This window comes from Mixta mediterraneensis (assembly GCF_030283135.1).
Lineage (GTDB): Bacteria > Pseudomonadota > Gammaproteobacteria > Enterobacterales > Enterobacteriaceae > Pantoea > Pantoea mediterraneensis.
The window spans coordinates 1-26,625 of record NZ_JASUAZ010000048.1 but is presented as its reverse complement, the minus strand read 5'-3'; the positions used below and the strand labels follow the sequence as shown (position 1 = coordinate 26,625).

Sequence of the window (26,625 nt, the reverse complement as noted above, 5' to 3'; positions counted from 1 at the left end):
GTGTAAAACACTAATCTCCACTCTGGTCTCCAATGTCATCATTGGCAGTGCCTTAAAACTGCCATTTTTACCCTAGGTGGGTCAGATTTACATCGGCAGGTGGGCCAGTTTTACATCGGTAGCGACATAGTCGAGGCAGGGAAGCCGAAAATCCGCCTGCAGCACACCCGCCATACTGAGTATTGGAACACGTACTCCTTGATGACGATCAAATCGCTTAACGCCGAAAGCTGACAAGCCATCACCCAGCGAGAACCAGCGGCTTTCAGGGAATGCGACACCGGCCTGTCGAGCCATACGTGCATATACCTCTTCTAAGGCGCATACCCAGACCGCTTCCTGCGCGGCGGGGAATTTAATCAACCAGGGATGGCTGCCTGTAAACGGTGAGGACGCAATGCGTCCGCTGGCGGGATCAAACTCCACCAGCACTTTCGGACGGGCGCCGTGCGGCGATCCGCCAAGGCGCACCAGTTCCGGTAGCACGTCTGAATCCTGACCCGATACTTCAACCTGTATCTCTTTTGCCAGTAAAATCAGGTCGTTAATATCTTGCTGATGCGTATCCTGTCCGGGTATTACGACCAGTGGCCGATAGGTCAACGCGCCCATAGTATTGCTGCCCAATAGCGCCAGTCTGTCGAGGGCAGAGAGTCCGGCAGGTTCGAAACCGTTACGGCGTAACAGCCGATCCATTAACAGCCTGCCCCAGCCATCAGGCAGCGAATCAGCAATAAAGCCGGGTATGCCCTCCTGGTGGCGCTCAAAATCTGAATAGGTAGTACGGTCCAGGGGATGAAGTAAGGGAGAAAACTCAATACCGCGTTGAATGCTCTGCTCTGAGTATTCAAACAACCACTCGCTGCGCTGTATGCCCGCCGCTAAAATACCCACGGGCCAGTGCTCACCCCAGCCTTCATAGATGACCTCCAGTCGTTGAAGAGGCTGGTAATTATTTTGTAATTCTCTCATCACGCTTTCCGTCGTCAATGACTATGAATTAATTTACTTTACGCCGGGTAGCTCTCTGACGTTTCGCCGTTTTTAGCGCTTCAACCTGCGCAATACTCAATGCTGGAGCATCAAACAGGCCCATCATCTCTTTCTCAAGCCGTAAGGCAAAGACCACCTTCATAAAATTTTCCAGGGTTACTTTACCGTTGCTTTCCAGCTTCTTTAAGGCCGATACGGATATGCCGGCCTTCTGTGCCAGATCTTTCTGGAGCAGGTTTCTACGCAGCCGATGTTCTTTAAGACGGTGTGCCAGTTCAGCCATTAAGGCAGATTCTGAATAGAGTTTAATAGCCACATTAACAGCTCCAGTCGCAATAAAACGTCATTAATAACCTTTATTAAAGCCATTATAGTACAGCACTCTCTCAGCGCGAAAGATTTCTATTAAGGGTTTTTTAAAAGCTTTTATTCCCCTAAAACGGGAATAAGAGGCTTTTATAAGTCTTTAATAGGGAATTATGATAAGAAGCGGTGCAATATACTGTCCGGCTCAGTCTGACGCGTTGCGCAACGTTAAAATACCGCTTTCAGGCCACGCTGTTAACGTTGGCTGAAAAGGCAAAGGAGCGCGATGGCGGGAAAAAGAGTTCGTTCCTGCGGTGACCAGCCCTATCGAATAGCGGGCCAGTCACCTTTACAATCTGGAGTTGATTTATTTAACGGAATAGATTACTTCGACAGTAATTCATATCTCAATGGATTATCTGCGCACTGTCCACTGCCACATTCAAGTACCGTAGAGACTAAGTTTCCTGCAATCAGGAAAACGAATAACAGGCTGGCAACCTTATTTGCTCCTGGCAGCGAGGGAAGGTTGATTAAATTTTTCGAAAGATCGTTTAACGGCATTATTACTGCAACAAACATAATAAGCAGGACAGAGGACAACAGAGCCCAGGTATAAAAATGTATGCCCATGAATGTCGAACCATAGCCAGTATCACCTGGCGTGATATGCAAAAACATCTGCCGGGCTGCAATTATACCCGTTACAATACAGCCAATGATAACCATACCATAATGGGTGTTTTTAATACCTTGCTGTATATTAAATAAAAAGCCACAACCCGCCAGTATCAGCCCTACCCGTTGAAGTAGACAAAGTGGACACGGTAACTCTGACTCTACCAGTTGATAATAAAAGGCAATTAAAAGAGTAATGGATATGCCAATAAGCCCCAGAAAGTTCGCAAACAGGGCAAGCTGAGTATTTTTCTGTTTAAAATTTTCCATTTTCATTCCTCAGAAAGACAGATTCAGAGCATCAGTAGCATGGTATTTAAAGGTAAGAAGGGTCACTACCAGCAGAACTCCCCAAAGCGCATAACTTATCTTTCTTTTGCCAGATAAGACGCTTAAAACTATGCCCAGAGCGATTAAAAATGGTAAAAACATAAAATCTCCTTTATTTTTCTGCCTGTAAATACAGAGCTGACTATAACTTATTCCTGTTTAACGCTTTGAATAATCACTTATCAGGCGAGATGACTCGTCAGAATTTTAAACACAACAATTTCAATCACAGTATACGCCTGATTTATTACTTTCATCTATAACTCTGTAGACTATAGAGCGAGTTATCTTCTGTTATCGTACTCTCACTACTGCTCCAGTTTCCTGAATATATAGTGGCCTGGACCGGGCGCTGCTAGCCGGACGTAATACTTTTAACCGGGTTCCGCCTTTCTTATTTATTTACCCCAGTATGCATCAGCGTTTGGCCTGGGTAATAGCCAACAGAAGGGTACGAAGGTAAGCCTCTGTTATCAATAGCGACACAATCCCCTAAAAAGCAGATTATCCTCGAAACCCTATGCAAGCATCCTGAGCCCGCTAACCATAAAAGAAGCCTTGCCCAACAAAAGTTTTACCGGAGAATCAACGCCCATCAGCCGGTTTACTGCTTGGTTATGCAAACATGACCCTCGGGATAACCACTGACAAACCCCGGTTTAACAGGGCGATACAGCACCTGGCATACAGGCATAGAGAAAAGATAAAACGCTACTTTCGGCGCGGCAGCGACACACACAGCAGGCCAAAGATGATTAACAGTACGCCGGTAAAACTGCTCCAGCGGAATGTTTCACCGAACATCGGCAGTGAAATCGCCCCCAGCCACACCAGCACATAGCTAAGGCTAAGTAAGGGATAGAGCCGGTTGAGCGGCAGATAGCGCAACGCCAGCATCCAGCACAGCATCGACAGCGCATAAGCACCAAGCCCGGCGCACAACAGCAGCAACGGTTTAAGGTACTGCGCCATTTGCAGGCTCGATATTTCACTCAGGGCCGGAAGCTCAGGCATCGCTGCGCGTAATACCAGCTGCGCCAGCGACACCAGCAGAACGCTGCTCAGCGCAAACGCCAACCCTTTCACAAATGGCTCCCGATCAGACTAACGCCCGCAATCATCACTATGATGCCCAGCCACTGCTGCAGCGTGTAGGTTTCCTGCCAGAACAGTCGGGCGGCCAGCGCGACCAAAACGAAATTAAGACTCAGCATTGGATAAGCAACGCTAACCGGCGTTACGTGCAGTACCGCCAGCCAAAGCAGCATCGCCACGGCGAGCAGTAACAAACTCAGCGCGATCCACATCAGCAACTTTTTTTTGCCGCGCCTGGCGCCGAGATGCGCCGCCTGCTTTTGGCACAGCTGGGCGGCGCAGCTCAGTAAGCTCACCAGTAAAATCAGTAACAGATTCATGGTGCCGCATCATATCCGTAGTAGACCAGACGGCCCTGACGATAGACATCATCGGGCGGCGGCAAATGCGCATCTGGCATAATTCCATCAGAGCCCAGCATCAGCACCAGCGAGACTTTCCCCTGACGACGATGCACGTCCAGCCAGGCGGCAAAAGCATCGGCCGCAACATAACGTGACTGCGCATCTGGATAACTGAGACCGTATTGCAGCTCGCCTTTGGCATCATAGAAATTAATATCGCTGCGCTGTAGCTCCCAGGCAACGGCAGATGCCACGCCCGGATTGTCTGCCAGCAGATAACGGCTGTTTGCCAGCCGATCATGTACCACGCTGATAAAACTTTGTGGTTGTTTTGAGTCGCGTACCTTTTGCGGAATGGCAAACCCGACCAGCAGCGCCAACATCAGCGGGCACAGTGCCGCCAGTTGCCAGCGATCGCTGGCTGGCTTGCGACTCAACCACCCCATCACGCCCCAGCCGATAAACGCCAGCGCCCCGCACATCACGCTGAGCGTCTCATTGCTGGCATAGACTGGACGATGCGCCAGCCCCCAGGGTGCAATCGCTACCAGCAGCACCAGTGTGGTCACGACGCCAAACAAAAAATTAATCCAGCCATTCACTTTGAAGGCTTTCATCACCTGTACGCTACCGCTGTATGCATAGTTCGCCATCAGTAACGCCAGCGGCGCAAAGCACGGCAGAATATAGGTAGGCAGTTTGCCTCTGGCGATGCTGAAAAACAGCAGCGGCAACAGTACCCAGCTCAGCAGATAACACGCGCCAGCTTGCTGATTACGTTGACGCCACGCAGCAAGCAGCGAACCCGGCAGTAACCCCAGCCATGGCAGACAGCCCGCAAGTAACACTGGCAGGTAATACCAGAACGGTGCTTTATGTTGGGCATTGGACTCGGCAAAGCGCTGAATATGTTCCACCCAGAAGAAATAGTGCCAGAAATCGCCTTCCTGATGATTAATTGCCAGTGCCCAGGGGGCGCTTAACAGCACAGCAACCATGACTGTCAGTGGACCCCAGCGTAACAGCTCACCAAAGCGATGCTGCCAGATCGCCCACGGCATAATCGCCAGCACCGGCACGGCCAGCGCCAGGAAACCTTTGGTCATGAACCCCATCGCGCAAGCCGCACCAAGCAACACATAGCCACGCAAACGTTGCTGCGAAGTCATCGCCTGTACGGTCAGCCAATAGCTACACATTGCCGACACCAGCCACAGCAGCAGGATCGGATCGAGCACTGCATACGTACCGATGCTGTACACCAGTAGCGAGGTCAGGAAGATCACGCTGCCCGTCAGCGCAATTTTCCGGCTGGCGAACATCTGCCTGCCAAGCCAGTAAATCAGCACGGCACTCAACGTGGTGCTAAAAATCGCCCCGGCACGCACACCGAAATTGGTGTGACCAAACAGCAGCTGACCCAGGTTATTTATCCAGTAGCCCGCAACGGGTTTTTCGAAATAACGCAGGTCGAAGAAATGCGGCACGATAAAGCTGTCGCTAAACAGCATTTCACGGCTGATCTCTGCGTAGCGGGTTTCGTCCGGTTGCCATAATGCGCGGAATTCAATCGGGACGAGATAATAAAGTGCGAAAAGTGCGAGTAGCAGTGCCGTTTTAGTACCTGTACGCATCCATGGTTCCTGTTAAAAATTAGCTCTGACAGCCCAGCCAGCCTTCGCGCCCAGGGACATGACCGCGCACCACGTTGCCTTGCGGCAGTGTTGTGAGATCTTCCGGTAGCAATTCGCTAAGCGGACAGAAGTGGATGTCCTGCTCTTTTGCCCGCGCCAGCAAGTCAGAAAATGCCCGCAGTCCAATCCCCCCTTCGACTTCAGCATGAATGGTATATACCGGCGAACCGGTTGCGGCATGCATCTGCTCAAGGATGAAATCGTTAAATCCGGCAGCGCTCACCGACTGGCCAACCACCTCATCCCATGTAGGCAGGGTTACTGGAATCTGCACCGTGCCTAAGCTGCCATCATTTAGCCGTGGCAGAAACGGGCCAGTACCGCGGCAGTCGCTGTTATAGCGGAAACCAAACGGCTGCTTGGCTGCAATAACGCGCTCATCTGCGCGCCAGCCTGCCACCGCGGAGCATGTGAGATTTTCACCGAGAATGTCTTCCAGCGCCTCTTTGCCGCGCGCAATCTGCTCAAATAATTTATCTTCCGGCCATACACCCGCCCAGGTTTGCCAGGCAAAGTGATCCCAGGCGTGCAGTCCGACCTCATGGTGCCCTGCGGTAGCGCTAATAATCTCTTTCAGAGCAAGGCCGATTTCACGCCCCGGCCAGGCCGTACCCGCCAGTAAAATATCCCAGCCATAGAGCGAAGCGGCGCGCGAACGCAGCATTTTCCACAAAAAGCGCGGCTTTATCAGACGCCACAAATGACGCCCCATATTGTCCGGCCCGACGCTAAAGAAGAAGCTGGCCTGCAGCTCATGCTGTCTGAATTGCGCCAGTAATGCCGGGACACCGCGCTGGGTTCCACGCCAGGTATCAACATCCACGCGCAAGCCAATTTTCTTCATGGCTTTTCCGACAGCTCAACGGTGCGCAGGAAAAAGTCCAGCGTATTCTCAATGGTGGTATCCATCTCTATGGTTGGCGTCCAGTCCAGCAGGCGGCAGGCGTTTTTGATCGACGGTTTACGATGCTCCACGTCCTGATAGCCTTTGCCGTAGTAGCTGCTGCTTTCCACTTCGCGGAAGCCGGCAAAAGGCGGGAAACGATCGCGCAATGGATGCCGCTCAAAGCTGGCCAGGAGCCGCTCGGCCAGCTCTCTGATGCTGGCTTCGTTTTCCGGGTTACCAATATTGACAATCTGACCGTCACAGTTGTTTTGCTTGTTCTCAATAATGCGAAACAGCGCTTCGATGCCGTCACGGATGTCGGTAAAGCAGCGCTTCTGCGCCCCTCCGTCAATCAGTTTGATGGGGGAACCTTCCACCAGATTGAGGATCAGTTGCGTGATGGCGCGTGAGCTGCCAATACGTGCAGCGTTGAGATTGTCGAGACGCGGCCCCATCCAGTTAAACGGACGGAACAGGGTGAAGCGTAGCCCCTCTTTTTCGCCGTAGGCCCAGATCACCCGGTCCAGCAGCTGCTTCGATACCGAGTAGATCCAGCGCTGTTTGTTGATTGGTCCAACGACCAGGCTGGACTGGTCCTCATCAAAGTGGCTGTCGGTACACATGCCGTACACTTCGGAGGTTGACGGGAAAATGACGCGCTTTTGATATTTCACGCAGTCGCGGATGATTTTGAGATTCTCTTCAAAATCCAGCTCGAATACGCGCAGCGGATTGCGGGTGTACTCAATCGGCGTGGCGATAGCAACCAGCGGCAACACAACATCACATTTTTTGATGTGATATTCGATCCACTCAGAGTGAATACTGATATCGCCTTCTACAAAATGGAAGCGCGGCTCATTGAGGAAGCGGCTGATAGCATCTGAGCCGATGTCCAGACCGTACACTTCAAAGTTATCGTCCTGTAACAAACGCTCGGTCAGATGGTTACCGATAAACCCATTCACACCGAGTATCAGCACACGAGTACGACGTTTAACCGTCGCCATCGGCTGCGAGTACAGCAGCGCGCCCGGAACCACACCGAGGCTCTGCGCCAGCTGGCAACCGTTCATATATACGCCGTTCTCGCTCTGACCGGTCACCACTTCCAACGCCCCTTCACCACAGGCGATCAGAAACGGCTCAACTGACAATACCGTACCCGGTCTGGCATTGTGCGCAGTACGGTGGACACGCCCTTTCCACACCACAAATTTCACGTTACCGGCAAAGGCGAACGCGCCCGGCCACGGCTCGGTCACCGCGCGCACCAGATTGTTAATGATTTGCGCGGGTTGCTCCCACTGGATGCGGCCATCTTCCGGCGTACGGCAGCCCACCACGGTGGCGATGCTGTGATCCTGCGGCGTCGCCGTAATATCGCCGCGTTTCATTGCTGGCAGCGCTTGTTCCAGTAGCTGGGTCGCACAGACCACCAGCTTGCGATGCAGCGTCAGCGCATTGTCCTGCTCTTCGATCGCCACGCGCTGCTGCGCCACAATATCGCCAGCGTCGGCACGTTTCACCATACGGTGCAGCGTCACGCCCGTTTCGGTTTCACCCTTCACCAGCGCCCAGTTCAGCGGCGCACGACCGCGGTATTTCGGCAGCAAGGAGCCGTGCAGGTTAAAGGCACCGAGAGGGGGAACGTTGAGGATGTCATCGCTCAGCAGATTACGATAATAGAACGAAAAGATGATGTCAGGCGCCATCGCCCGGATACGATCGACCCACAGGGGATGATTAGCATCTTCCGGCGCATACACCGGGATTTCCTGTTCCGCCGCCAGGCGCGCAACCGAGCCAAAAAAGTGGTTTTCGGAGGCATTGTCAGCATGCGTAAAAATTGCGCTGATTTCAAAACCGGCGCTCAGTAGCGCATTAATGCCTGCACAGCCCATATCATGATAGGCGAAGACGATCGTTTTCATTACTCAATTTCCTGTACTGAGGAGGCATCCTGCTGAGGATGGATGACGCGTTGAACAAAGTAGCGCGGACGGGCGCGGACATCGTTATAAATACGGCCAATGTATTCACCGAGTAAGCCCATGCCGACAAACTGTGCGCCGATAAAAATGAACAGCACCGCGAATAGCATGAATACGCCATCACCGGCCCATTCAGCACCGAGGAACAGCCGCAGCACGATCAGCACCAGCGAGAAGGCAAAACCAGCCAACGCGATCAGGCTGCCAACAATGCTCAGCAAACGCAGCGGCGTGGTGGTCAGACAGGTGACCAGGTCGTACATCAGGTTAATCAGCCGCATAAAGCTGTATTTGGAGTCACCAAATTCGCGTTCTGCATGTGTCACTGGCAGCTCGATGGTGCGGCGCGCGAAAGTATTGGCGAGGATGGGAATAAAAGTACTGCGCTCGTGGCAGTTGAGCATCGCATCGACGATATGCCGACGATAGGCGCGCAACATACAGCCATAATCGCCCATCGCTTTACCCGTAACGCGCTGTATCAACTGGTTAATAGTGCGAGAGGCTCGGCGGCGGAACCAGCTATCCTGACGGTTCTGGCGCACTGTGCCGACCACGTCATAACCTTGCAGCGCCGCGTTGACCAGATTCGGAATCTCTTCTGGCGGATTTTGCAGATCGGCATCCAGCGTAATAATCAGATCGCCGCTTACATGACTGAAGCCCGCCATGATCGCTGAATGCTGGCCGTAATTACGATTGAGCAATACGCCCACCACATGGCTACCGGGCATATCAGCAGCGTCAGTAATCATCTCGCCGGAGCGATCGCTGCTGCCGTCATCCACCAGCAGAATTTCATAATCCAGCCCCAGTTCGCTACAGGCAGTATCGGTACGCTGTATCAGTCCGGGTAAACTTTCCTCTTCGTTGTACACCGGGATCACCACGGAGATCTTACGAATGGCTTTTTCTTCCAGCATGTCAAACTCCGGCGATCTGACGTAAAGCGCTAATCACGCGCCCAGTGTCTTCGTCACGCATATCAGGAAATAACGGTAGGGAACAAATACGATCGCTATTCCATTCGGTATTAGGCAGGGAAAGGTGCGGATAGCGGTCGCGGTAATATTTGTGGGTGTGTACAGCACGAAAATGCAGACCGGTGCCGATACCCTGAGCGTTGAGCGTTTCCATTAAGGCATCACGGCTGAGGCCGCATTGCGCTTCGTCAACGCGAATGATAAACAGATGCCAGGCGTGCTGATGCGGCCATGACGGCTGCGCCAGCGGCAGAAAAGGCGTATCCGCTAGCTCGGTGAGATAGCGCTGTGCAATGGCCGCGCGACGCTCATTAATTGCGGGCAGCTTATGCAACTGCACCAGTGCTATAGCGGCGCTAATATCTGGCAGGTTGTACTTAAAACCAGGCATGATCACTTCTGCCTGCGGCTTGCGTCCATGGGTATGACGATCGTAAGCATCAACGCCCAGCCCATGAAATTTCAGGCTGCGCATGCGATCGGCCAGGGCCGCATCATCAGTGACAATCAGACCGCCTTCAGCGCAGCTCATATTTTTTATGGCGTGGAATGAGAAGATGGCGGTGCCCCGATGGCCTACGTGTTGTCCCCGGTAATAGCAGCCCGACGCGTGCGCGGCATCTTCAATCACAGGAATACCGTGACGCTCGCCAACCGCACGGATGCCGTCCATATCAGCTGGCGCGCCTGCGTAATGCACCGGGATAATGGCACGTGTACGTGGCGTAATGGCTGCTTCAATCTGTTCAGGCGTGACCATTAAGGTGTCACAATCAATATCAATCATTACTGGCGTCGCCCCCAGCAGCGTGATGATGTTGATGGTCGATACCCAGGTCAGCGAGGGTGTAATTACCTCATCGCCGGGCTGAATATTCAGAGCCAGCAGCGTGACGTGCATACCTGCCGTGGCAGAACTGACAGCAATCGCAAACTGATTGCCGGTAAGCTGGCAAAAGGCCTGCTCCAGCGCTGCGTTTTGCGGCCCGGTAGTGATCCAGCCAGATGCAAAGACATCACGCACAGCCTCAAGCTCGCTTTCACCTAATGTAGGACGTGAGAAGGGAAGAAAAGCCATATAATCCTTACTAAAAAATTCGGAGAAACAGTACCGATTTGTGTAAGCCCGGTAGATAAATATTAATAGTGTTCGGATTTGCAAATTCAGGTAACCGGGATATATTCCACCCGCAAGCACAAACGAAAGATAAACAATTCACCGGTGGAAATAAAAACCTTAGAAAATATACAACGCAATTCTACCAGATAAATTAAACTGAGCCTGAACACATTTGATGTAATCGTCTGTTTTTAATGATCAAACCTCTGAAAATAATGCTAACGCCCCGTTCCATGATGGTTCGAAAATTATTAGGGCAACTATCTGTTTCCATCGTTACTATTACTTAATACGGGCCACTCTCTTGCCTGATACAAGCAGACCACCAGAAAATTCTCTATTTTTACCATATCGCCCTGCTATTGGATTGGACCCGCTCTTAAAAAGCTTTCTAAATTAATTATGCCATGCGGTATTACCGTTAGACCCTCTGGCCCGCCCCGAACGAGACAGCGTCGTTTATGGCTATCAAAATCAACAAAGGCAGCTATGGGGTAGACAAGAGCATCTCTTCTTCACACGCATCGTTATGAAGCATTATTACAAATTAATTTTTATAACTGTCTGAGTATTTGCAGTAAAATTGCTATAGCTACTGACTCTCTGTTAATGATTTCGATAAGCCAAAAAACTCAGGCAGCAATTTCAGTCGCGTCAAGATGAATGCTGAACAATCCGGCCTGGGAATGTGCTTACTGATATTTCCGGTTAACATTTCTCGCTAAAGCCGCATTAAAATCGCTGATATTGGCAGAATGCCCAGCTAAATTTAGTGAACTATTACAACCTAGGCATTCCAAAAAACATCATAAATCTGATCCCAGCAGGTATGAATATTATTAAAGCATTCAGACTATCATTGCCAGACTCACGGTAGGAAAGCTTTACCAAATTTATCATAAATTTATCTGATAAAATTTCTGAGAAAAAAAGCCAGCGGTTTTAAGGTAACGTCACAAAAGGAACACGCTTTTGATATAATCTGAGCGAAAACTGAAACCGTCAAAAATAGAGATCGATTGATTCCGCTGCCGCATAACTTGAGTTGCCGCTAGCTGAACGCAATTCTACAGAGGCTTGTCACTTTATTGGTGCACCTGCGCGGGGAAACGCTATACAGCGACACGCTAACGGCAGACGCACTACCAGGCTCAACAGGCGGAAAGAACTTTTTACTGTGAGTCTGGAAAAGATCATAAAGCGTTAAAGGCGCATATCACCGCCATCCTGGACAGCGCCAGGTGATCTCTAATCAATGATTGCCTTACGTTTTTCTCTCCCGTTATTCAGCGCGGATAGTTACCCACCGAGCGGTTCACCGCTGCCCAGGCTGTTTTTACATCACGCTGACTCATTGCCAACGCCTGGCGGGCCTGGATGTAGCTTCGCTGGCTGTCGAGCACATTGATGAAATTTGTCAGTCCGCCATCATATCTCGCCTGAATCAGCACTATAGCCTCTTTGGCACTTTTCTCCTGTTGCTCCTGCTCGCTGAACCGCGCACCGGCTGCTCAAACAGATAATGTGCAGCCAGTAGACAAATAACCAGATCGATCGCGCCTACCACCATATAGGGCGCGAGTTTTGCCAGCACCAGTTCAAGCGGACGTACCGGTGTGACAAAGAGCGCCTCCAGCGTGCCGTGTTCACGCTCACGGGCAATAAGCAGCCCGGTCAGGAAAGCGCCAATCAACGTCAGGATCAGCACCACCAGACCAGGTACTGTTGCCGGATTCGTTAAACCACATGCGCTGTTCAATGGTGACGCTGCCGGTGGCAGACTGGCTTCCGCCGCGATCAGCACTAATGGCCGTCTGTGTGGCCAGGGCGTGACATATTCTTGTGCAGCGCTGGCGACGCTGGTAGACGCACCGTTGAGCAAGAGCTGGAGTTGCGCATTGCCAGTGGTCAGACGTTGAGCAAAATCGGGGGGAATGCGTAAAATGGCGTCCGTTTCGCCCTTACGCAGCATATCCTGAGCGGTCTTCAGGTTCGTATATTCCTGAACCGAAAGATAACGGCTGCCCTGCAACGCCGTGACAATCTGCCAGGACTGCGGGGTACGTTGTTCCTGAACAACGGCGATTCTGGCGTTATTCAGATCGAACGACAGGCCATAGCCAAACAGCAAAATCAACACCACGGGCAGCAGAAGCCCCACCGCAAGGTTGCTTTTATCCCGTAATAACTGGCGTGTTTCTTTACGGGTCAGTGAAATCAGCCGACTCATAAAAGTGGAATTTTTCATTACTGATTCCCCTCTTTATGATTCTGAGCCCGGGCGTTCTCAACAATTGCGATAAACGCGGTATTCATATCTGCTGCATGAGCCAGCCCGGCCCGCTGGCGCACCTCGCGAGGCGTATTTTCCCGGCATCCTGAATGGCTACCGGATTTAATTCGTCCCAGGTCGCCTTCATCGATCCAGACGCGCACCCATTTCGGTTCAGTCAGCGCCAGGGTATAGACAGGCTTCTGCGCGCTGGTCATATCTCCGGGTTCCTGAAGGCGCGCTCTCACAACAGCATTAACCGGCGCGCGTAACTCTGCCTGTGAAATTCGGTATTGTAATAACTCAAGATCGGCCGCCAGCGCTTTAACCTGAGCCACGGTCGCTTTGCGTTGTTCCGTTCGAACCCCTTTAATCATCAGGTCAAGGCTGGCCTGTCGTTCTTTAACACTGGCCCCGGCAATGTTCAGGTTGTTCCTGGCGGTATCCAGTTCCTGTTTACTGACGCCTTTGCCGGCGGTGCTGGAGGAGATACGCTGTATGTGCGAGAAGTCTTCACGAGCCTTAGTCAGTTATGCCTGTGCAGAAGCCAGTTGAGCTTTAGCCTGCACGATTTCTTCTGGTCGGGCACCTGATTGCTGCTCACGCACGCTTTGTTTTTCAGCATCTAACCGGGCCTCTGCCTGTTTTTCCTGGATTTTCAGCGCACGCGTATCAAGTTTCGCCACCACCTGCCCCACTAAAAACAAAGCAATAGCCAGTGCAGCACAGGTTGATTTGGCCGCTATCAATTATCATTTTGGCGGCCGGGACGGGATGTATCTTGCTGTCCTGTCACTGGCACACCAACCTTACCTGGATGAAGAAAAACTTGCGGCGCTGGCTGCAAGCAATCTGCCACTGGAAGAAAAACTGGGTGTGTTTCTGGAAAATTTTCTTTCAAAACTGAATGAAGGAAATGGCTGGCACGGGCGGGTATTTGCGCGAGAATTGCTGGCTCCTTCGGTCCAGCTCTCAGACTTTGTGAACAGCGAATGCATGGGAAAAATTCAGTCGGTGCGGAAAATTATCAGCGAAGCGGCAGGTATCAGCGAAAACAATCCGGCTTTGTTACCCTGCATGTTAAGTGTTATGGCCCCGTGCATGATGTTTATAGTTGCGGGTAACCGAATCCCAGGGCCGGTCAGAGAAATTACCGCAATGCAGACAAAGACACTGACTGAGCACTTTAAACGATTTTCGCTCGCAGGTCTGAAGGCAACCAAAGCATTCCATCACATTAAATAAAACCTCAATCGCACAGAAAAAAATAAGGTATACAATAGTTTTTCACCGTTATTTTATTGCCGATAAAGCCAGTCATTATCCTCTGCTTCCTACTGGCTGGCATGGCAATAACCACTTTTCTATTTTTGCATTAAAGGCTGACTTTCCTCCCCCACCGCTGCAAATCTTTGCCATAGCCTGGGGCGACATAATCCAACATTGCCGGGAAAAATAACGCTGCTGATCTGCTAATTTCCATTTACGGCATAGAACAGCTTAAGTCTGAGGGATTACTACGTAACTTTCTGACTAAGCGAACTCAAATTGCTTAATGCCGCGCGATGAAAATTACGATGAGATATGTCAGTTATTTGCTTATAAGGTGGTACCACATCAGTAGTAAGAAATGGTACGAAGCAGCGATCGGCAGTGTCCTTTTCATGCTCTGTTGCTGTTGTGCCGCGGCCGCCAGGCTGAAAATAAACAGGCGTTTGAGGCAGCAGATGCGTGACAGGATCAATAGATTAAAATCTCTATCGATTGAAAGCGCGTTTAAATTAATTACTGCTGCACTAAATATAAATCAGTTCTATATGGTCCAGGTCTTTAAAGCTTTTCTGATTTTTCTGCTGAAAAATAGCAAGCCCGCCGCTGTATTGGCGAAGCTTAATCATTATTACTCAGCATCGTATTGGACGTTATCGTCGTTGCCAGGGCGGAGGCTATGGTAGCGTTAATAATGTCCATCGTATATTTGTTAACCTTACAGACATCCCACCTGCCTGTTATAACAGTTGCTGGCTGATCGGACATAGTAAACCCTACCGATAGATAATTGCGTCCTGCAGTATGTTCAGGCTTATTTTCTGTGCTATTTTTCATTAGCTGGGTGGGTTGCAGTAATTTCGTTGAAGCACCCCATTCAATTCGCTGCAACAAGGTCTGGATATGATCGCCGCCTGTGGTAAAGACAACGTTGGGCTGGTCATTGATTTCTGGCATCTGCACGCGGGCGGCAATACGCGTCCTGAAGAAGTAGCCCAGATGGATGCGAATCTGATTTACGGTATTCACTACTGCGATGGCCGCGCCGCACGTGCTGGTGAAGCCAGGGATGAGCGGGTACAACGCAATTACGAACCCGGCCAGGGCGAAGTTGATATTCACGGTTGGCTAAACGCGGTACGTGCCACTGGCTATGATGGTGTCTGGACGCCGGAATGGTTAAGTCCACATGCGTGGGAAAAAGATTTATTTGAAACTGGCCAGGCCAGTATGCAAAGCCTGAAACAGTACGGTATTACGGTTTGAATTCAGCGCCGCGTCATCGTGGCGTTAATAATAACACACCACAGTGATTATTTCAGAGAAGCCTCGCTTAGCTCTGGAATATATTTATCAGTAATAAACTCCTTCTTCAGTAACAGATAGTCCAAAACGGCGTATTTACGTAGTTATATTGAAAAATTAACCTTCCGCCTCTTATTTTTATTCTAAAAGCGTAATACATATATGGCAACGCTATTTTTATAATAGCCATTTTAATTTACCAAATACAGGCCGCCCCTCCATTTATATCATTGGTGAGTAACCCATTTATATCATTGGTGAGTAACCGTTGAGTTTATTAAGGATGCGAAGGAAGGTAATTAGCCCGGTCCAGGTAAAGCGCACATGTGGGGACTCCTACTTATGATATAGTATAATTTAAATAAAAATTGATCATAAAATGTCCATTCTTTTAATTTTGAGATGACTGCATAGAAACCTGACACGACTCAAGAAAATTCTATAAAGATCATCTATCTTATAGGTAGAATTAATCATGGCGGTTACAGAAAGGCTTAATTTCAGCCTGGCTGGCTAACAATTATGCGAAATGTTATTCGGCGGTCTACTTCAATTACTAAATAAATTAATCACTTATAATCGAAACGAATTTTCACGACTCACAGATACAGTGTCTAAAGTAACTAAAAAGGGATCTTAAAATGCATTGCATAAAAGGGAACACCCGTTCGGAGGAAGTAATTTGAATACTTATTTCACGATTGAGGACAAGATGTTAAGTCCGGAATCTCGTGTTTTATTTTTGCTCCTGAATGATAAAAAAGGACAAAAGATCATTCTCTGGACCGAGTTCGATGCTGGTTTGATGATCAGTAGCGAAGTATTTTTATATCGCGATCGGATTTTTTTTAAGTCTGCACAAAGAGTAGCATCAGTCACCACTTTAAAAACCTACCGTTACTCTGCTGATCACTGGAAAAACATCAAGAGCTATGGGGGATGTGAAAGGCATATCATAAATGGTGTATGTAAGCATAAAATTATTTGCAAAATACCCGTCTGCCCATATAAAAAATCTAAAAAGTATCCTGAATAAACGAGAGAGTAGAATAGATCATGTTAATAACCTGAGCCGCGCTAAAATTTTACTCGTAGGGTCAATAACATTTTGTATTTAACCACACGCTTTGCGAAGCCAGCCATACACTTCATCGCACGCATGTGGTTCAACCTTTTACATCATGAGACCTGCAGAGTCGCGACACGGATCTGTTTCTTGCCGGGCGATACCTGTCCGACTGGCCATAGCACCCTTATCCTTAGTGTCTTACCCGGACTTTTCCCCGATGCTTTATCGATCATGGATAGAACGTCTGGCGCGATTGACAATAACGGATTGAAAGGGTGCGCTCCATAATGCCGACAGAGACAGCTTAAAACTTAGGACATCACCACATTGCACCACAAAGATTTAAACCTACCAAGAGCATAAGTTTAACGCTTTAACATTTTCAGGCGGTGTCACTGCTTTCAGTAACGCCTTTATCTTGTTTATTGTATGGCAACCGCCTACATGCCGGCAGGGGCAGAAACAGGCTTTGGCTGGGTTCATCTCTATACCCCAACATGGCAAAGATACGCTTCGGACTTTCTGCTTTTATGCTCCAGAAACAGCGGTAAATCATTCAGCGAAACGGGTATAGCTGCAAAGCCAGTTACCATAGCGGCAGCGACAAAAAAGGTAAAAAGGCAGACAGCGTGCGTATGATTACACTTTGCTGTATGCGCTACAGAGCAAACTCTCGGCAGGCTTATCTGCTCTGAGCAGCACCTTACTTCTTCAAAAGGTTTCCCGTCGTATGCTGAAAATCCACTCATTGAGTAACGAGCATTGCTTATCAGGACGAATACAGGTTACCCGGCATCAGTAATAAGAAGTTTCCCGTCGTATGCTAAAAAGCGCTTCATCCGTATGGATGTCTTGATATTTTCCTATTAAAGTCAAAAAATTAATCTGGTTACGTTTTGAAAGGTTAAACAATGCAGGTTATCGCTCGTATGCAAATACATGACTACTGCTATGAATCGCCTCTGTAAGAAATCTCGTTGTAACGATAAGGTTGTTATAAGGTGAACACCTTTTAAATTCCATTTAACCTATTGATTTTAAAATAATTAATGATCAAAAGCGAGGTAATAAAGGTTGGCGGTTGTATGCTGTAGGTTATCGCTTATATGCAGTAATCACCTCATTTTTCATTGAGGATACGCTAAGCGAAAACGAGCGGGTTTCAAACAAAGGTTATCAGTTGTATGCAAAAGGTTATCGCTCGTATGCTGTAGGCACCTGTATTTATACGAGCAGTTGTTGAGGACAGAGTAAACATAACGCAAACAACTGCCTGATTGCATCCAGAGGTTATCAGTCATATGCAAAGGTTATCGGCCGTATGCTTAACCTGTTAATTCCGACAACACTGCCCGCTTAAGGTTACGCTAAATAATCCATTAACTCAGATATAATGCATTTAAATATCAAGTATTTGAAATAAATTTCCCCTCTGTCCCATACGGAAAGGCGGCATGGATTGCATAAAGTTATCAGTCATATGCCGTAAGGTTTCCTGTCATATGCTGATCAGCGAATTCTCAGATCAGTTTAATCAAACTATTAATGCTTTTAACTGTTTGTTATTGAAGACTTTAGTAAATATAACATCTTAAATTTCATGGTCGGATATGACCAGCAAATCGAGGCAATAGGTTATCAGTCGTATGCTAATGATGTAGACATACAATACTATCTGTTCCGAAGGTTATCAGTCATATGCTGAATACATAGGATCTTGCATTCAGTTAAGAGAGATGAGAGAAGAGTTATTTTGTTGGATAACAGGAACATCTCATTCATATCCTTTTGAATAAGCTGTAAATTTTAACAAGGTTGGCGGTCGTATGCTGCTTACTTTACTTATCAGCCAGTCATTCAGAATCAAGGCTGATAAGGATCTTGGCGATTTCTTCTTCACTAAAACCCGAGTCTTTGAGCTTAGTGATTTTAGAAATCATCTGTTCATCGACAATCTGCGGCTCAGCCATCCCTGAATCGCTGAGCTTTGGTGACTTATCAGGGATCAGATTTGGATTGCGCTTAGTAATGTTGAAATACACCGATCGTCCACGCTTAAACTCACTGTATTCGAGGTAATTGATTTCTTTCAACTCCTCCAAGGCCTTACGAACGATATGGTTCTGATAAGCCGTGCGGGATTTCAAACGAAGCCGTTCACGCAAGCGTTTCATAGACACAGGCGCTGGATTCTTGGGCAGACTCTCGATAAATGTGTACAGGGCTTGTGCTGATTCTTTTCTGGGCAAATGATCAATAGCTTTGAGACGCAGATAGACTTTGTAATCCATCTGATAGAGGTCAGAAAGGCGGGGATCCCCTTCGATCTCAACTTCATTCTTCGTCATGCTGTAATGAGCGCTATTAACAAGGCCGGTAGTCAACGAGCCGGTGTCATTACGGAATTGTATGGTTACGCCGCGTAAACGCATGAGAGAGTCATCTATGCGCTTTTTCATATCCTTATTAGAACGCTTCGAGTCAAATCCACAGTTCTGCAGGAATTTTGTGAAAGGTAACTTCAGCTTACCTGCAAACGTGCCATTATCATAAATGGAGCGGATGATCCCCAGCCAGACCCTGAAATCTGTCGCCATATCAAGGCGTTCAGATCGAATGGAGATGTCTTTGTACCCTTCCCTTTTAACCACTTCCAGATGATAAAGATCTTCAGTAGCATCAACCGTCGATTTAACAGTATTTACCGAGCTCTTCGCCTTCGCATGGTCAGTATTGGGAACAAAAAGCCCGAGTCTCATTAGCGCTACAGGTTGCACCGTTGCGTTAGCCGTGGGATTTAAGTGGACAACCTCTCCCGTTTTTTTATTCACTTCGTCCGTCATACTATCTAAGTCTTTGACTTTCTTGGTCATAACAAAGATTCACTTATTAACAGGAAAAACCGCCCTTGCATATGACGGATAACTTTACCAGCATACAAGCGGAAATCAAAGTGCATATAACCGATAACTCTTAGCATATGAGCGAAAACAAAATGCACCTGACTGATAACATTTAGCATATAACTGATAACCTCGATCAGGGATTAAGCCAGTTGTGACAAGCTCTACGAGGATGCGGGGATCGTTTTGGTAGTTATAGGATCGTATTGAGATCGTATTAAGATCATACTACTGGATCTACCCTGTTAATTATGGGGATAACTCGATCCTCAATTCTGATGAAGGAATAACATAACCAGCCACCTGAAGAACAGACGTGCGCTACGTTAGCAGATGGAGACCCATCCTGATTTATTGCCAGAGCATCAAAATCAGGCAGCATCCGCAACAAAGAAGAAACTTTCACAATGGTAAGGTTAATTTGATAACGTTTGCCTGCCCAGCTTGCTAACAAAGCAGCAAATTTCTTACATTACGCCATAACTGAAAGATCCACCGCAGCATTTAACAAATCCGTATTTTCCACCGCGCCGCGGTTATCAGGCTGTCCCAAAAATGTATTTAGCATGCGTTTCTGTTCACGTATAGGAAATTGAAACTATTTCTGCGCCAGCACCAGCAGAAGGTGGTTGAAATTTGACCACCATTCGATTCGTATGCTGCAGGGACTGTCTGCGCCATGCAGACTGGTGATGATTTGTGCTTTTTCTGGCCATTTTTCAGGCTGACAGAGTGCACAAGGCAAATCTTCCCTGCGTCAGACCGGGATATACCTCATCAGGCTTATCTCCCGCGCGTGGATTTTCAGCCCCTGAACATTCAGACCCGCCACCGCCTGACGGTAGACCATACGCCCACCGCACAGCAAGCATTCGAACGGATCACGCCGCAGGAACGGCTTACTCATCTGCGCATAGCGGTTTCTCCATCCCCAGCGCGCTATAGACCACCGGCAGCTTCTCTCCACATACCCGATTGGCCAGAAAGCCAAAATACCGCACCATCCGGAAGAACTTTTCCGGGACGTGCTGTTTCAGCCGCGCCACAATCTCATGCTGTGTCAGCGTTTCCGTCGCCTGCTTACCCGTATTGTGGTCGTGGTAGCGGAAGCTCAGCGTGGCACCGCCGGCATAGTGCGCCAGCCTGCGCCACTGTGATGCTGTGGTGATGTGTGTCAGTGACGGCGGCAGCGCGATACCTTCAGACCAGACGCTCAGCAACATCTGACGGATATTCCACATCCATCGGACGCGCATGGTGTCCTTGCGGAAGCTAATTTTCTTCCACTTACCGTGCTCATCGATACCGCCGCAGGTGACGGAGACGTGAACATGGGGATGCCAGTTGAGACGACGCCCGTAAGTGTGAATGGCACAGAAAATACCGATATCCAGCGCCCGTTTGCCGGCGGCGTACAGCAGGTTATCGACGGCCAGGCGGCAGAGGTCGTTGAGCAGCCAGCGGTTGACCTCAAACAGGGGCCATAGCGTGTCGGGCAGGGTGTATCCAGTCGCAGTCCGGCAGGCGGTTGAGCTGGGCGGCAATCCACAGGTCGGTTGCCTTTTCCCGCAGGAGGGACAGGCGCGGCTGTGGCAGGCATTAGTGATGTATTTTACGTGGTGACAGCCGGGATTATCGCAGTCATATTCCTTCACGCCGGTGATGCGGGTCCATAGGCTTCATCAGCTTAATCCAGTCCCATTTACGCAGGGAGAGCCGGAGAGCAGGACGGTATCGATATGTTTACGGGTCATCATGGGGAACGGTCCTGAGGAAAATATGTCGTCAGATCATACATATTTTCCTCAGGTTATGGCAACTCAGGGGCCGGCTGATGGTGGGATTTTCAATTTGCAGCCGTCAGGCTGCCCTGTTCTACTGACGCAGCCAGATACGCAGTGTCTCCGGGGTACAGCCGATCTTCGGAGCGATGGAGCTGATAGCGGCCCACTGTGAGTCGTGGTCGTTCTGACCTTCAATAACCATACGTACGGCCCGCTGACGGACCTCCGGGGAAAAGCGCGTATTTTTTCTCAAAGAGTTTAGTCTCCAGGATTTCCAGGGCGATGCAATGCGCTGATTGCCGGGCTGAAACTGGGATAACGGAAAAATCTGGGGTTCCGGCATAGAACCCCAACCACATTGACATAATTTAGCCATCCGTGCACCAACGCCCATCAGACCCCAAAGAAGGTTGCAAAATATTCTCCCGCCTAGGATGCAGGCTGGCGGGAGCAGACAGGTTATGTGACTGTCAGATTGATCTCAGTGCTCTGACTTCCCTGAGTCTCAGGTAAGCATGGCGTCCCGGGAGATAAAATGGCACCACAAACCCTGCAGTGCTATGTCCCACTTCTCGGGCCGCCGAACGCAGAAAGGGTACGGCGGCTCTGAAACCTAGGCGCGCTAATGCAAAACCGGTTAAACCTTGTTTTGCACTCAGCAGCAGTGCGGTTTTAACCGCCTGGAATCCAGCCATCCCAATTTTGATCACAGGAACAACTGTTGAGACTACAGTAAGGACTAAATTTGCTGTATCCCAAAACAGATCTTCCCAGCCAGGAGAATAGGTTGGATCATGAATCATTCGCTTAATGGTATCGTGATAAGGGATCATACTCCGGATTTCATCAAAAAAGTTTTTATCCAGAAGTGACTTCTTATCTGCATTTATTTTTTTTTCAATCGTTTTCTTAATTATCCCATGCATTAATTCTTCAACTGTCTTATTAATCCATGTACTACTGCCTGTGGATAATGAAAAATTTTCGGCCTCCAGTGGCTCCCGGTCTGGAAATAAATCGCCAAGATATAAGGTGGCATTTCTCTTCATTTTTTGATAAACAGCTAATGAAATTTCTGTTATCGTTGGTGCCATAGGTCCTTCCATTGATTCAACCAGAAACCAGCGGTAATCCTGGGTTTGTATAATATGAGCAACGATATTGGTATGTACTCCAACTTTTGGTATTGTCACAGGCTTGCGCATACCTATCCATTTTTTAGGATTACTGGAGTCCCTTGCTAAAACCCGATTAAAAGTTCCGTTACTGGTAAAAGTAGAAAAAGTAATATCTTCAATTTTTTTTATTTTACAAAGTGGAACATGAGTCTGGTTAGGATCACCAGCCTGATTTAATAAACGTGACTGTGTGAGCATGCTTGCATCGTTCACCAGATGCTTCTGTATATATTCATTGAATTGCGCATAATAACTGTCAAAACTTATACAATTATCAGAGCGTTGGAATTCTTTTAAGTGCAGACTGAATGTTCGTGAGTTTTTAGCATAAAAATCACGGAAAAAATGAATATCTGCTGGAAGATTTTTGTCATTATTGAAAATATCGAATGTCTCCATCACTGTTCTGGTTGGTTTTCCCCATTTCCAGTTTTCATCACTATATTTATATGAACAACTTTCATCAAAACCTTTTTCAGTAGAACGTTTAATAAAATAAAAATAAATGACTTCCAGATCAAGAAGCCGGCTTTGAATATTGCCATTAACACCTGTTATTGAACTGTCCGTCTGCAATATTTCAGTGGCGGCCTGAAGAATATTTTTATCACTAAAACCGCTAATATTAAAGTGCTCCATATACAAATCCATACGTAATAAATGGCGCATGGCGGCGGTTCTGGCAGACAGCACCAGCGAAGTGGTTAATTTACCGTCAGCAACAGGAAGCTCCAGATTTTCCAAATCTCTGTTGAGATGGTAAAATTGTGCTTTACGTTCTTTAATTCCATGTAAAGCAATCTCCTCTTTACTAATATAATCATCGCTGAACTGATTTTCTTCTATATACTTCATTAGCCGAGAGTTGGCTTCTTTTATCAAATTATCATATGTTTCATTTATACTGTTAACAGTGATTTTTTTGTTTTTAAATTTACTGAATGCCTGTTCTTCCTGTGCACGCACTGAATAGAGTACACTGGCATAGAAAGCTGAATTAGCGACTTCTGGTTTATTTTCATCCTCTCCATCACCATATACCTCATGATAACCAATGATAAATTCATCTTTATCTGCTATGGTATTTTCACCATGATAATTATTTATATTTTTAATTAATTTCTCTGTTTTATACAGTACAGATTTATTAATGTTTGAAACTCTTTTATGCTTTCTATTAATGGAGCTATCCTGATCAACTTTTTTTACTAGGTTATTTTTTTGTTCATATATTTCACGGAAATATTCAAAATATTTTATCAAGATTCTAAATTTGGGATGATAAAACCATCTTTCATATATAATGACATGATTCCGATCAATTTTTGTTAATGCATCTTCTAAACTGCATTTTTTTTCATTTATTGTTCCTTCTTCATAATAAGTTACATAACTTGATTTATTAATAAAATCATTCAGATGATGGCGCCTTTGTAAATATCTGATAAAGCCCGGAAAATCATTTTTATATTCACTAACAATTCTGCGTTCAGTATATTCTAATTTACGGTAAAGATCTTTAGCTATACGAATTCTTTTTTGATCGCGTCGGTGATATTGCTGAAGATCTTTAGCCAGCCTTTCTGGGAGGGTAGATGGCAGTTTATAATTAATATGTTGTTCAACAGAATCACCAGGCCCTGTGATTAAATATCTGTGTAGTGATATATCTTCATGATATCTTCCACTATCGGTTTTATCATCATATATAAAACGTTTCACCATGATTTTATTCAGGCTATTAAATATAGTTATTTTATGTTTTTCTTCCATGCGATGAATGAAATTACCTAACGTAAGATGAACAGGTACAGTATTTTCTTGTATATATTGTAGATCGCGATAAGTATAAGAAAGATCATGATAAACCACGCGTTTTTGTATATGATGCTCAGGAGCATGATTAAAAGCAGTTTTTTCGAAAAGTTCTTTTTCATCATTTGACAGTTTTGCTGAAAGCGCATTAAATTCTTCATCACTCAGCTGTATTTTCGGGAAGTCTTTTTCCTTTGCCCCTGACGACTCAGAACGAAGATACCATAATAATCCAGGGATAAAAATACCCGCAGCAGCCATCATAAGTGGGGTTTTGTATTGGCTGATAATTCCGGTCTTATTGGGTTTAGTTGTCTCTGGCAAGCTTAACAGCGTCTCAGATTGTTCACCTTCTCCATTGGTTGAAAATACTGTTAAAGGGGTGTCTGCTGATAGGGTTTCTGTGTATTTATTTTTTTTGCATGTTTGCAGAGTTTTATAAGCGACAAATGCCCACCAGGTCCCCATAAGGGTATATTCAGCATATTGCCGCCATGGGTTATTTATTTCATCTTCTTCATTCTCTTCCAGAAAGTCCAGAATAAAACCATCATATAGAGTGATGATATCATTATAGGTATCCTGTATGTGATCGATACCTGTTTTATCCACATCTGAGATCAGATTGTGATTAGATACAGAGAATTGTTCACTACCAATGACGGTTTCTGCTGTTTCACTATTAGGCGTCGTCTCGGGTAACGGTGATGCATCGACAACTTTCCAGGGGAAAATGCTATTAATGGCATTATCGAGTGTTTTATCGACTGTTACCAGCCAATGAGATGTACCGTGGGCAATATCGCTCAGGCCCCATCCCTCAGCAGGAGAGGGCATGGCTTTTTTTTGCGTCTGATCAGGTGAAACAGCGCCACTTATCATCGCAGAAAATCCAGCTATAAGCGCCTCAGCTGTCCACTTTGTGATTTGTGCAGACAGGTCATGGCGCAGTGTCACGATGCCGAGATCGGTGCTGTTTGACAATGTATGAAGCATTCGGTTAGCCCATGTAATCAGGTTTTCATTCTGCATGGGAATGCTGATATCTGCCTTCTGTAGTGCAGGCAGCAGCGGGATAAAATCGATAAGGGTGTTGAGATAGGTCCATTCTGGTACATTGATCAATTTTTTTAGCTCAAAGCTGATATGACATAATTGACTTTTCAGCTTATCCGGATCACTTTCCTGAAATGCCTGATAAATTTTCCATCCTAGTAATAAATTCAAATATTGCTTATAAAAGTTGATGTCTTTTTCGCCAGCGTTACTTCCTTGCAGGATAATATGTGTAATTGTTTCTTCCCAGCTATTATGTTGTGCGATAGCTTGTGCCAGTCGCAGTGTCCTTTCGCCAAGAGGATCTGTCATGGGGGCAATAAGCGATTCGGTCAGTATGCTTAATATATTTTTTGTGATATCAGACCAGCTTTGGTTCGAAAGTAAACTATTCCAGAGTTGCCAGCCACTATTCAGAAATTGTGGAATGGGACCCATGTAAGGAATGGCCATTGATGCAGCAGAGTGCAGTCCCGCAGACAGGATATTTTTTCCCTCGCCTGTCGTACATAATGATGTGAGAATTGTATAGCACTCTTCTCCTTTACTTATTTTTATCAGCATAGTTAATAAGTGCGTTATCTCATCTATATAGAGATTTTCACGAAATGCACTACTAAATGTACTGACTCCTGGCGTATTACCCAGTAAATGGTATGCACTTTCAATCTGTTCACTCAATGTTCCATTTGCCGGGAATTCAGCGGCACTTTTAATAAATGCTAACGGTGCTTTTCCAGTAACGGGTTCAATATAGGGGGAGAGTTCAGGGTTAGAAATTCCTTCTAATAACCAGCTCAATTGTTCAGCCGATGAACCCTGACAGGGATAGTTTTTCAGTACAGACAGGCTTTTCCCTAAATCCAGTAAGGGCTGCATAGAATTTACCAGCGAGGTCGACTTAAAAAACAGGTCAAAATAGTGTTCTGCTGTACTGTTCTCTGGAAGTGAACATAAGTTATTAACCAGCGACAATCCATTTGCCAGTAGATGCAGAATATTTGCAATATTACTCCATTGGGCAGAAAGTTGATTCCCGGTTAGCGAAGTTTTTTTTATAGATAAAGAAACAGAATTTAGTGTTTCTGTAATTGATTGTAATAGAGAATCCTGCTGATATAAGTTTTGCAACTTATCCCATATGATAGTTGTATCAACCAATAATGAAGAGAACAATTTGATATATTTTTTTATATCAGAAGAGGATATATTTGGGGCTATTTTATCCAGTTGATAGCCCAGCTGACGTAGCTTTTCGGTCTTTCCTGATTCAGGATCCTGGTAAATAAGTGTTAACTTGTTATATATATTATATCCCGTATATAGTTTGTTAAATTCTGGGATAATTAATTCTCCCGTCATGTACATCACGGTGTCCATTACTAGGTTAATCAATACACCTGTTATCGTAGATATATTTTCTTCGTGTCGCTACCGATGTAAAACTGGCCCACCTGCCGATGTAAATCTGACCCACCTAGGGTAAAAATGGCAGTTTTAAGGCACTGCCAATGATGACATTGGAGACCAGAGTGGAGATTAGTGTTTTAC

The 26,625-nt window shown here is 47.0% G+C and carries 20 protein-coding genes and 4 pseudogenes; 3 read left to right on the top strand and 21 right to left on the bottom strand.

Features of this window, described 5'->3' with window-relative positions; all coding sequences use genetic code 11:
* Positions 1 to 87: 87 nt before the first annotated feature.
* The 16 genes and pseudogenes from QRY16_RS18865 to QRY16_RS18795 form a co-directional block, all read right to left on the bottom strand.
* Positions 88 to 972: a type II toxin-antitoxin system HipA family toxin gene (locus QRY16_RS18865; protein WP_289777672.1), complete on the bottom strand. Its 885-nt coding sequence runs from the start codon at positions 970 to 972 to the stop codon at positions 88 to 90.
* 28 nt (positions 973 to 1,000) lie between these two features.
* Entirely contained in the window at positions 1,001 to 1,309 is a 309-nt protein-coding gene (locus QRY16_RS18860) for a helix-turn-helix domain-containing protein (protein ID WP_193406588.1), read from the bottom strand.
* 374 nt (positions 1,310 to 1,683) lie between these two features.
* Positions 1,684 to 2,247, bottom strand: coding sequence for a disulfide bond formation protein B (locus QRY16_RS18855; protein ID WP_289777671.1), 564 nt, complete (start codon positions 2,245 to 2,247; stop codon positions 1,684 to 1,686).
* Between the two features lie 9 nt (positions 2,248 to 2,256).
* Positions 2,257 to 2,409: a DUF5993 family protein gene (locus QRY16_RS18850; protein WP_238939046.1), complete on the bottom strand. Its 153-nt coding sequence runs from the start codon at positions 2,407 to 2,409 to the stop codon at positions 2,257 to 2,259.
* A 609-nt stretch (positions 2,410 to 3,018) separates the two neighbouring features.
* Positions 3,019 to 3,393 (bottom strand): 4-amino-4-deoxy-L-arabinose-phosphoundecaprenol flippase subunit ArnF, encoded by a 375-nt coding sequence (gene arnF, locus QRY16_RS18845; protein WP_193406586.1) that lies wholly within the window; start codon positions 3,391 to 3,393, stop codon positions 3,019 to 3,021.
* Positions 3,390 to 3,722 (bottom strand): 4-amino-4-deoxy-L-arabinose-phosphoundecaprenol flippase subunit ArnE, encoded by a 333-nt coding sequence (gene arnE, locus QRY16_RS18840; protein WP_193406585.1) that lies wholly within the window; start codon positions 3,720 to 3,722, stop codon positions 3,390 to 3,392. Before arnE ends, arnF begins: the two co-directional genes overlap by 4 nt.
* Positions 3,719 to 5,380 carry a lipid IV(A) 4-amino-4-deoxy-L-arabinosyltransferase gene (gene arnT, locus QRY16_RS18835; protein ID WP_193406584.1) on the bottom strand — a complete coding sequence of 554 codons (1,662 nt, stop codon included), beginning with the start codon at positions 5,378 to 5,380 and terminating at the stop codon, positions 3,719 to 3,721. The genes arnE and arnT overlap by 4 nt, the downstream gene beginning before the upstream one ends.
* A gap of 19 nt (positions 5,381 to 5,399) precedes the next feature.
* Positions 5,400 to 6,284, bottom strand: a complete 885-nt coding sequence (gene arnD / locus QRY16_RS18830; protein ID WP_193406583.1) for a 4-deoxy-4-formamido-L-arabinose-phosphoundecaprenol deformylase — start codon at positions 6,282 to 6,284, stop codon at positions 5,400 to 5,402.
* The gene (gene arnA / locus QRY16_RS18825) at positions 6,281 to 8,260 is read right to left on the bottom strand and encodes a bifunctional UDP-4-amino-4-deoxy-L-arabinose formyltransferase/UDP-glucuronic acid oxidase ArnA (RefSeq protein ID WP_289777670.1); all 1,980 of its coding nucleotides are present in this window, start codon (positions 8,258 to 8,260) and stop codon (positions 6,281 to 6,283) included. Before arnA ends, arnD begins: the two co-directional genes overlap by 4 nt.
* The gene (arnC, locus tag QRY16_RS18820; RefSeq protein WP_193406581.1) at positions 8,260 to 9,243 is read right to left on the bottom strand and encodes an undecaprenyl-phosphate 4-deoxy-4-formamido-L-arabinose transferase; all 984 of its coding nucleotides are present in this window, start codon (positions 9,241 to 9,243) and stop codon (positions 8,260 to 8,262) included. Before arnC ends, arnA begins: the two co-directional genes overlap by 1 nt.
* 1 nt (position 9,244) lies before the next feature.
* Positions 9,245 to 10,381: a UDP-4-amino-4-deoxy-L-arabinose aminotransferase gene (gene arnB / locus QRY16_RS18815; protein ID WP_289777669.1), complete on the bottom strand. Its 1,137-nt coding sequence runs from the start codon at positions 10,379 to 10,381 to the stop codon at positions 9,245 to 9,247.
* A 1,328-nt stretch (positions 10,382 to 11,709) separates the two neighbouring features.
* Positions 11,710 to 11,874, bottom strand: coding sequence for a TolC family protein (locus tag QRY16_RS18810; protein ID WP_289777668.1), 165 nt, complete (start codon positions 11,872 to 11,874; stop codon positions 11,710 to 11,712).
* A complete protein-coding gene (locus QRY16_RS18805) occupies positions 11,874 to 12,671 on the bottom strand; it encodes an ABC transporter permease (protein ID WP_289777667.1) in 798 nt (265 codons plus the stop codon). Before QRY16_RS18805 ends, QRY16_RS18810 begins: the two co-directional genes overlap by 1 nt.
* On the bottom strand, positions 12,671 to 13,072 hold the full coding sequence (locus tag QRY16_RS18800) for an HlyD family secretion protein (protein ID WP_289777666.1): 402 nt from the start codon (positions 13,070 to 13,072) through the stop codon (positions 12,671 to 12,673). The genes QRY16_RS18805 and QRY16_RS18800 overlap by 1 nt, the downstream gene beginning before the upstream one ends.
* A gap of 15 nt (positions 13,073 to 13,087) precedes the next feature.
* Positions 13,088 to 13,225: pseudogene (locus QRY16_RS22355) on the bottom strand (hypothetical protein); the annotation flags it as partial.
* Positions 13,226 to 13,381 carry a hypothetical protein gene (locus QRY16_RS18795; protein ID WP_289777665.1) on the bottom strand — a complete coding sequence of 52 codons (156 nt, stop codon included), beginning with the start codon at positions 13,379 to 13,381 and terminating at the stop codon, positions 13,226 to 13,228.
* An 88-nt stretch (positions 13,382 to 13,469) separates the two neighbouring features.
* Here QRY16_RS18795 and QRY16_RS18790 point away from each other — a divergent pair, with 88 nt between their 5' ends.
* From QRY16_RS18790 to QRY16_RS18780, 3 genes are all read left to right on the top strand, one after another.
* Positions 13,470 to 13,940 (top strand): CerR family C-terminal domain-containing protein, encoded by a 471-nt coding sequence (locus QRY16_RS18790; protein WP_289777664.1) that lies wholly within the window; start codon positions 13,470 to 13,472, stop codon positions 13,938 to 13,940.
* A gap of 909 nt (positions 13,941 to 14,849) precedes the next feature.
* A complete protein-coding gene (locus tag QRY16_RS18785; RefSeq protein ID WP_289777673.1) occupies positions 14,850 to 15,230 on the top strand; it encodes a sugar phosphate isomerase/epimerase family protein in 381 nt (126 codons plus the stop codon).
* Between the two features lie 721 nt (positions 15,231 to 15,951).
* Positions 15,952 to 16,305 carry a hypothetical protein gene (locus QRY16_RS18780; RefSeq protein WP_193406578.1) on the top strand — a complete coding sequence of 118 codons (354 nt, stop codon included), beginning with the start codon at positions 15,952 to 15,954 and terminating at the stop codon, positions 16,303 to 16,305.
* 1,886 nt (positions 16,306 to 18,191) lie between these two features.
* On the opposite strand, the gene QRY16_RS18775 is transcribed toward QRY16_RS18780, so the two are convergent.
* The 5 genes and pseudogenes from QRY16_RS18775 to QRY16_RS18755 all read right to left on the bottom strand — a co-directional run bounded on the left by QRY16_RS18775 (position 18,192) and on the right by QRY16_RS18755 (position 26,436).
* Positions 18,192 to 19,211 (bottom strand): RepB family plasmid replication initiator protein, encoded by a 1,020-nt coding sequence (locus QRY16_RS18775; RefSeq protein WP_193406576.1) that lies wholly within the window; start codon positions 19,209 to 19,211, stop codon positions 18,192 to 18,194.
* 787 nt (positions 19,212 to 19,998) lie between these two features.
* Positions 19,999 to 20,911, bottom strand: a pseudogene (locus QRY16_RS18770) (IS91 family transposase); the annotation flags it as partial.
* A pseudogene (locus tag QRY16_RS18765) lies at positions 20,907 to 20,998 on the bottom strand (hypothetical protein); the annotation flags it as partial. The pseudogenes QRY16_RS18765 and QRY16_RS18770, both read right to left, overlap by 5 nt.
* Positions 20,999 to 21,119: 121 nt before the next feature.
* A pseudogene (locus tag QRY16_RS18760) lies at positions 21,120 to 21,278 on the bottom strand (transposase); the annotation flags it as partial.
* Positions 21,279 to 21,495: 217 nt separating this feature from the next.
* Entirely contained in the window at positions 21,496 to 26,436 is a 4,941-nt protein-coding gene (locus QRY16_RS18755; protein WP_289777663.1) for a hypothetical protein, read from the bottom strand.
* Between the last annotated feature and the right edge of the window lie 189 nt (positions 26,437 to 26,625).

Bases quoted from the DNA above. Each gene is read 5' to 3' on its own strand.
- QRY16_RS18865 (WP_289777672.1), bottom strand. From the start codon at position 972: ATGAGAGAATTACAAAATAATTACCAGCCTCTTCAACGACTGGAGGTC.
- QRY16_RS18855 (WP_289777671.1), bottom strand. From the start codon at position 2,247: ATGGAAAATTTTAAACAGAAAAATACTCAGCTTGCCCTGTTTGCGAAC.
- QRY16_RS18850 (WP_238939046.1), bottom strand. From the start codon at position 2,409: ATGTTTTTACCATTTTTAATCGCTCTGGGCATAGTTTTAAGCGTCTTA.
- arnE (WP_193406585.1), bottom strand. From the start codon at position 3,722: ATGAATCTGTTACTGATTTTACTGGTGAGCTTACTGAGCTGCGCCGCC.
- arnT (WP_193406584.1), bottom strand. From the start codon at position 5,380: ATGCGTACAGGTACTAAAACGGCACTGCTACTCGCACTTTTCGCACTT.
- arnD (WP_193406583.1), bottom strand. From the start codon at position 6,284: ATGAAGAAAATTGGCTTGCGCGTGGATGTTGATACCTGGCGTGGAACC.
- arnA (WP_289777670.1), bottom strand. From the start codon at position 8,260: ATGAAAACGATCGTCTTCGCCTATCATGATATGGGCTGTGCAGGCATT.
- arnC (WP_193406581.1), bottom strand. From the start codon at position 9,243: ATGCTGGAAGAAAAAGCCATTCGTAAGATCTCCGTGGTGATCCCGGTG.
- arnB (WP_289777669.1), bottom strand. From the start codon at position 10,381: ATGGCTTTTCTTCCCTTCTCACGTCCTACATTAGGTGAAAGCGAGCTT.
- QRY16_RS18805 (WP_289777667.1), bottom strand. From the start codon at position 12,671: ATGAAAAATTCCACTTTTATGAGTCGGCTGATTTCACTGACCCGTAAA.
- QRY16_RS18800 (WP_289777666.1), bottom strand. From the start codon at position 13,072: ATGATTAAAGGGGTTCGAACGGAACAACGCAAAGCGACCGTGGCTCAG.
- QRY16_RS18790 (WP_289777664.1), top strand. From the start codon at position 13,470: ATGTATCTTGCTGTCCTGTCACTGGCACACCAACCTTACCTGGATGAA.
- QRY16_RS18775 (WP_193406576.1), bottom strand. From the start codon at position 19,211: ATGACCAAGAAAGTCAAAGACTTAGATAGTATGACGGACGAAGTGAAT.
- QRY16_RS18755 (WP_289777663.1), bottom strand. From the start codon at position 26,436: ATGACGGGAGAATTAATTATCCCAGAATTTAACAAACTATATACGGGA.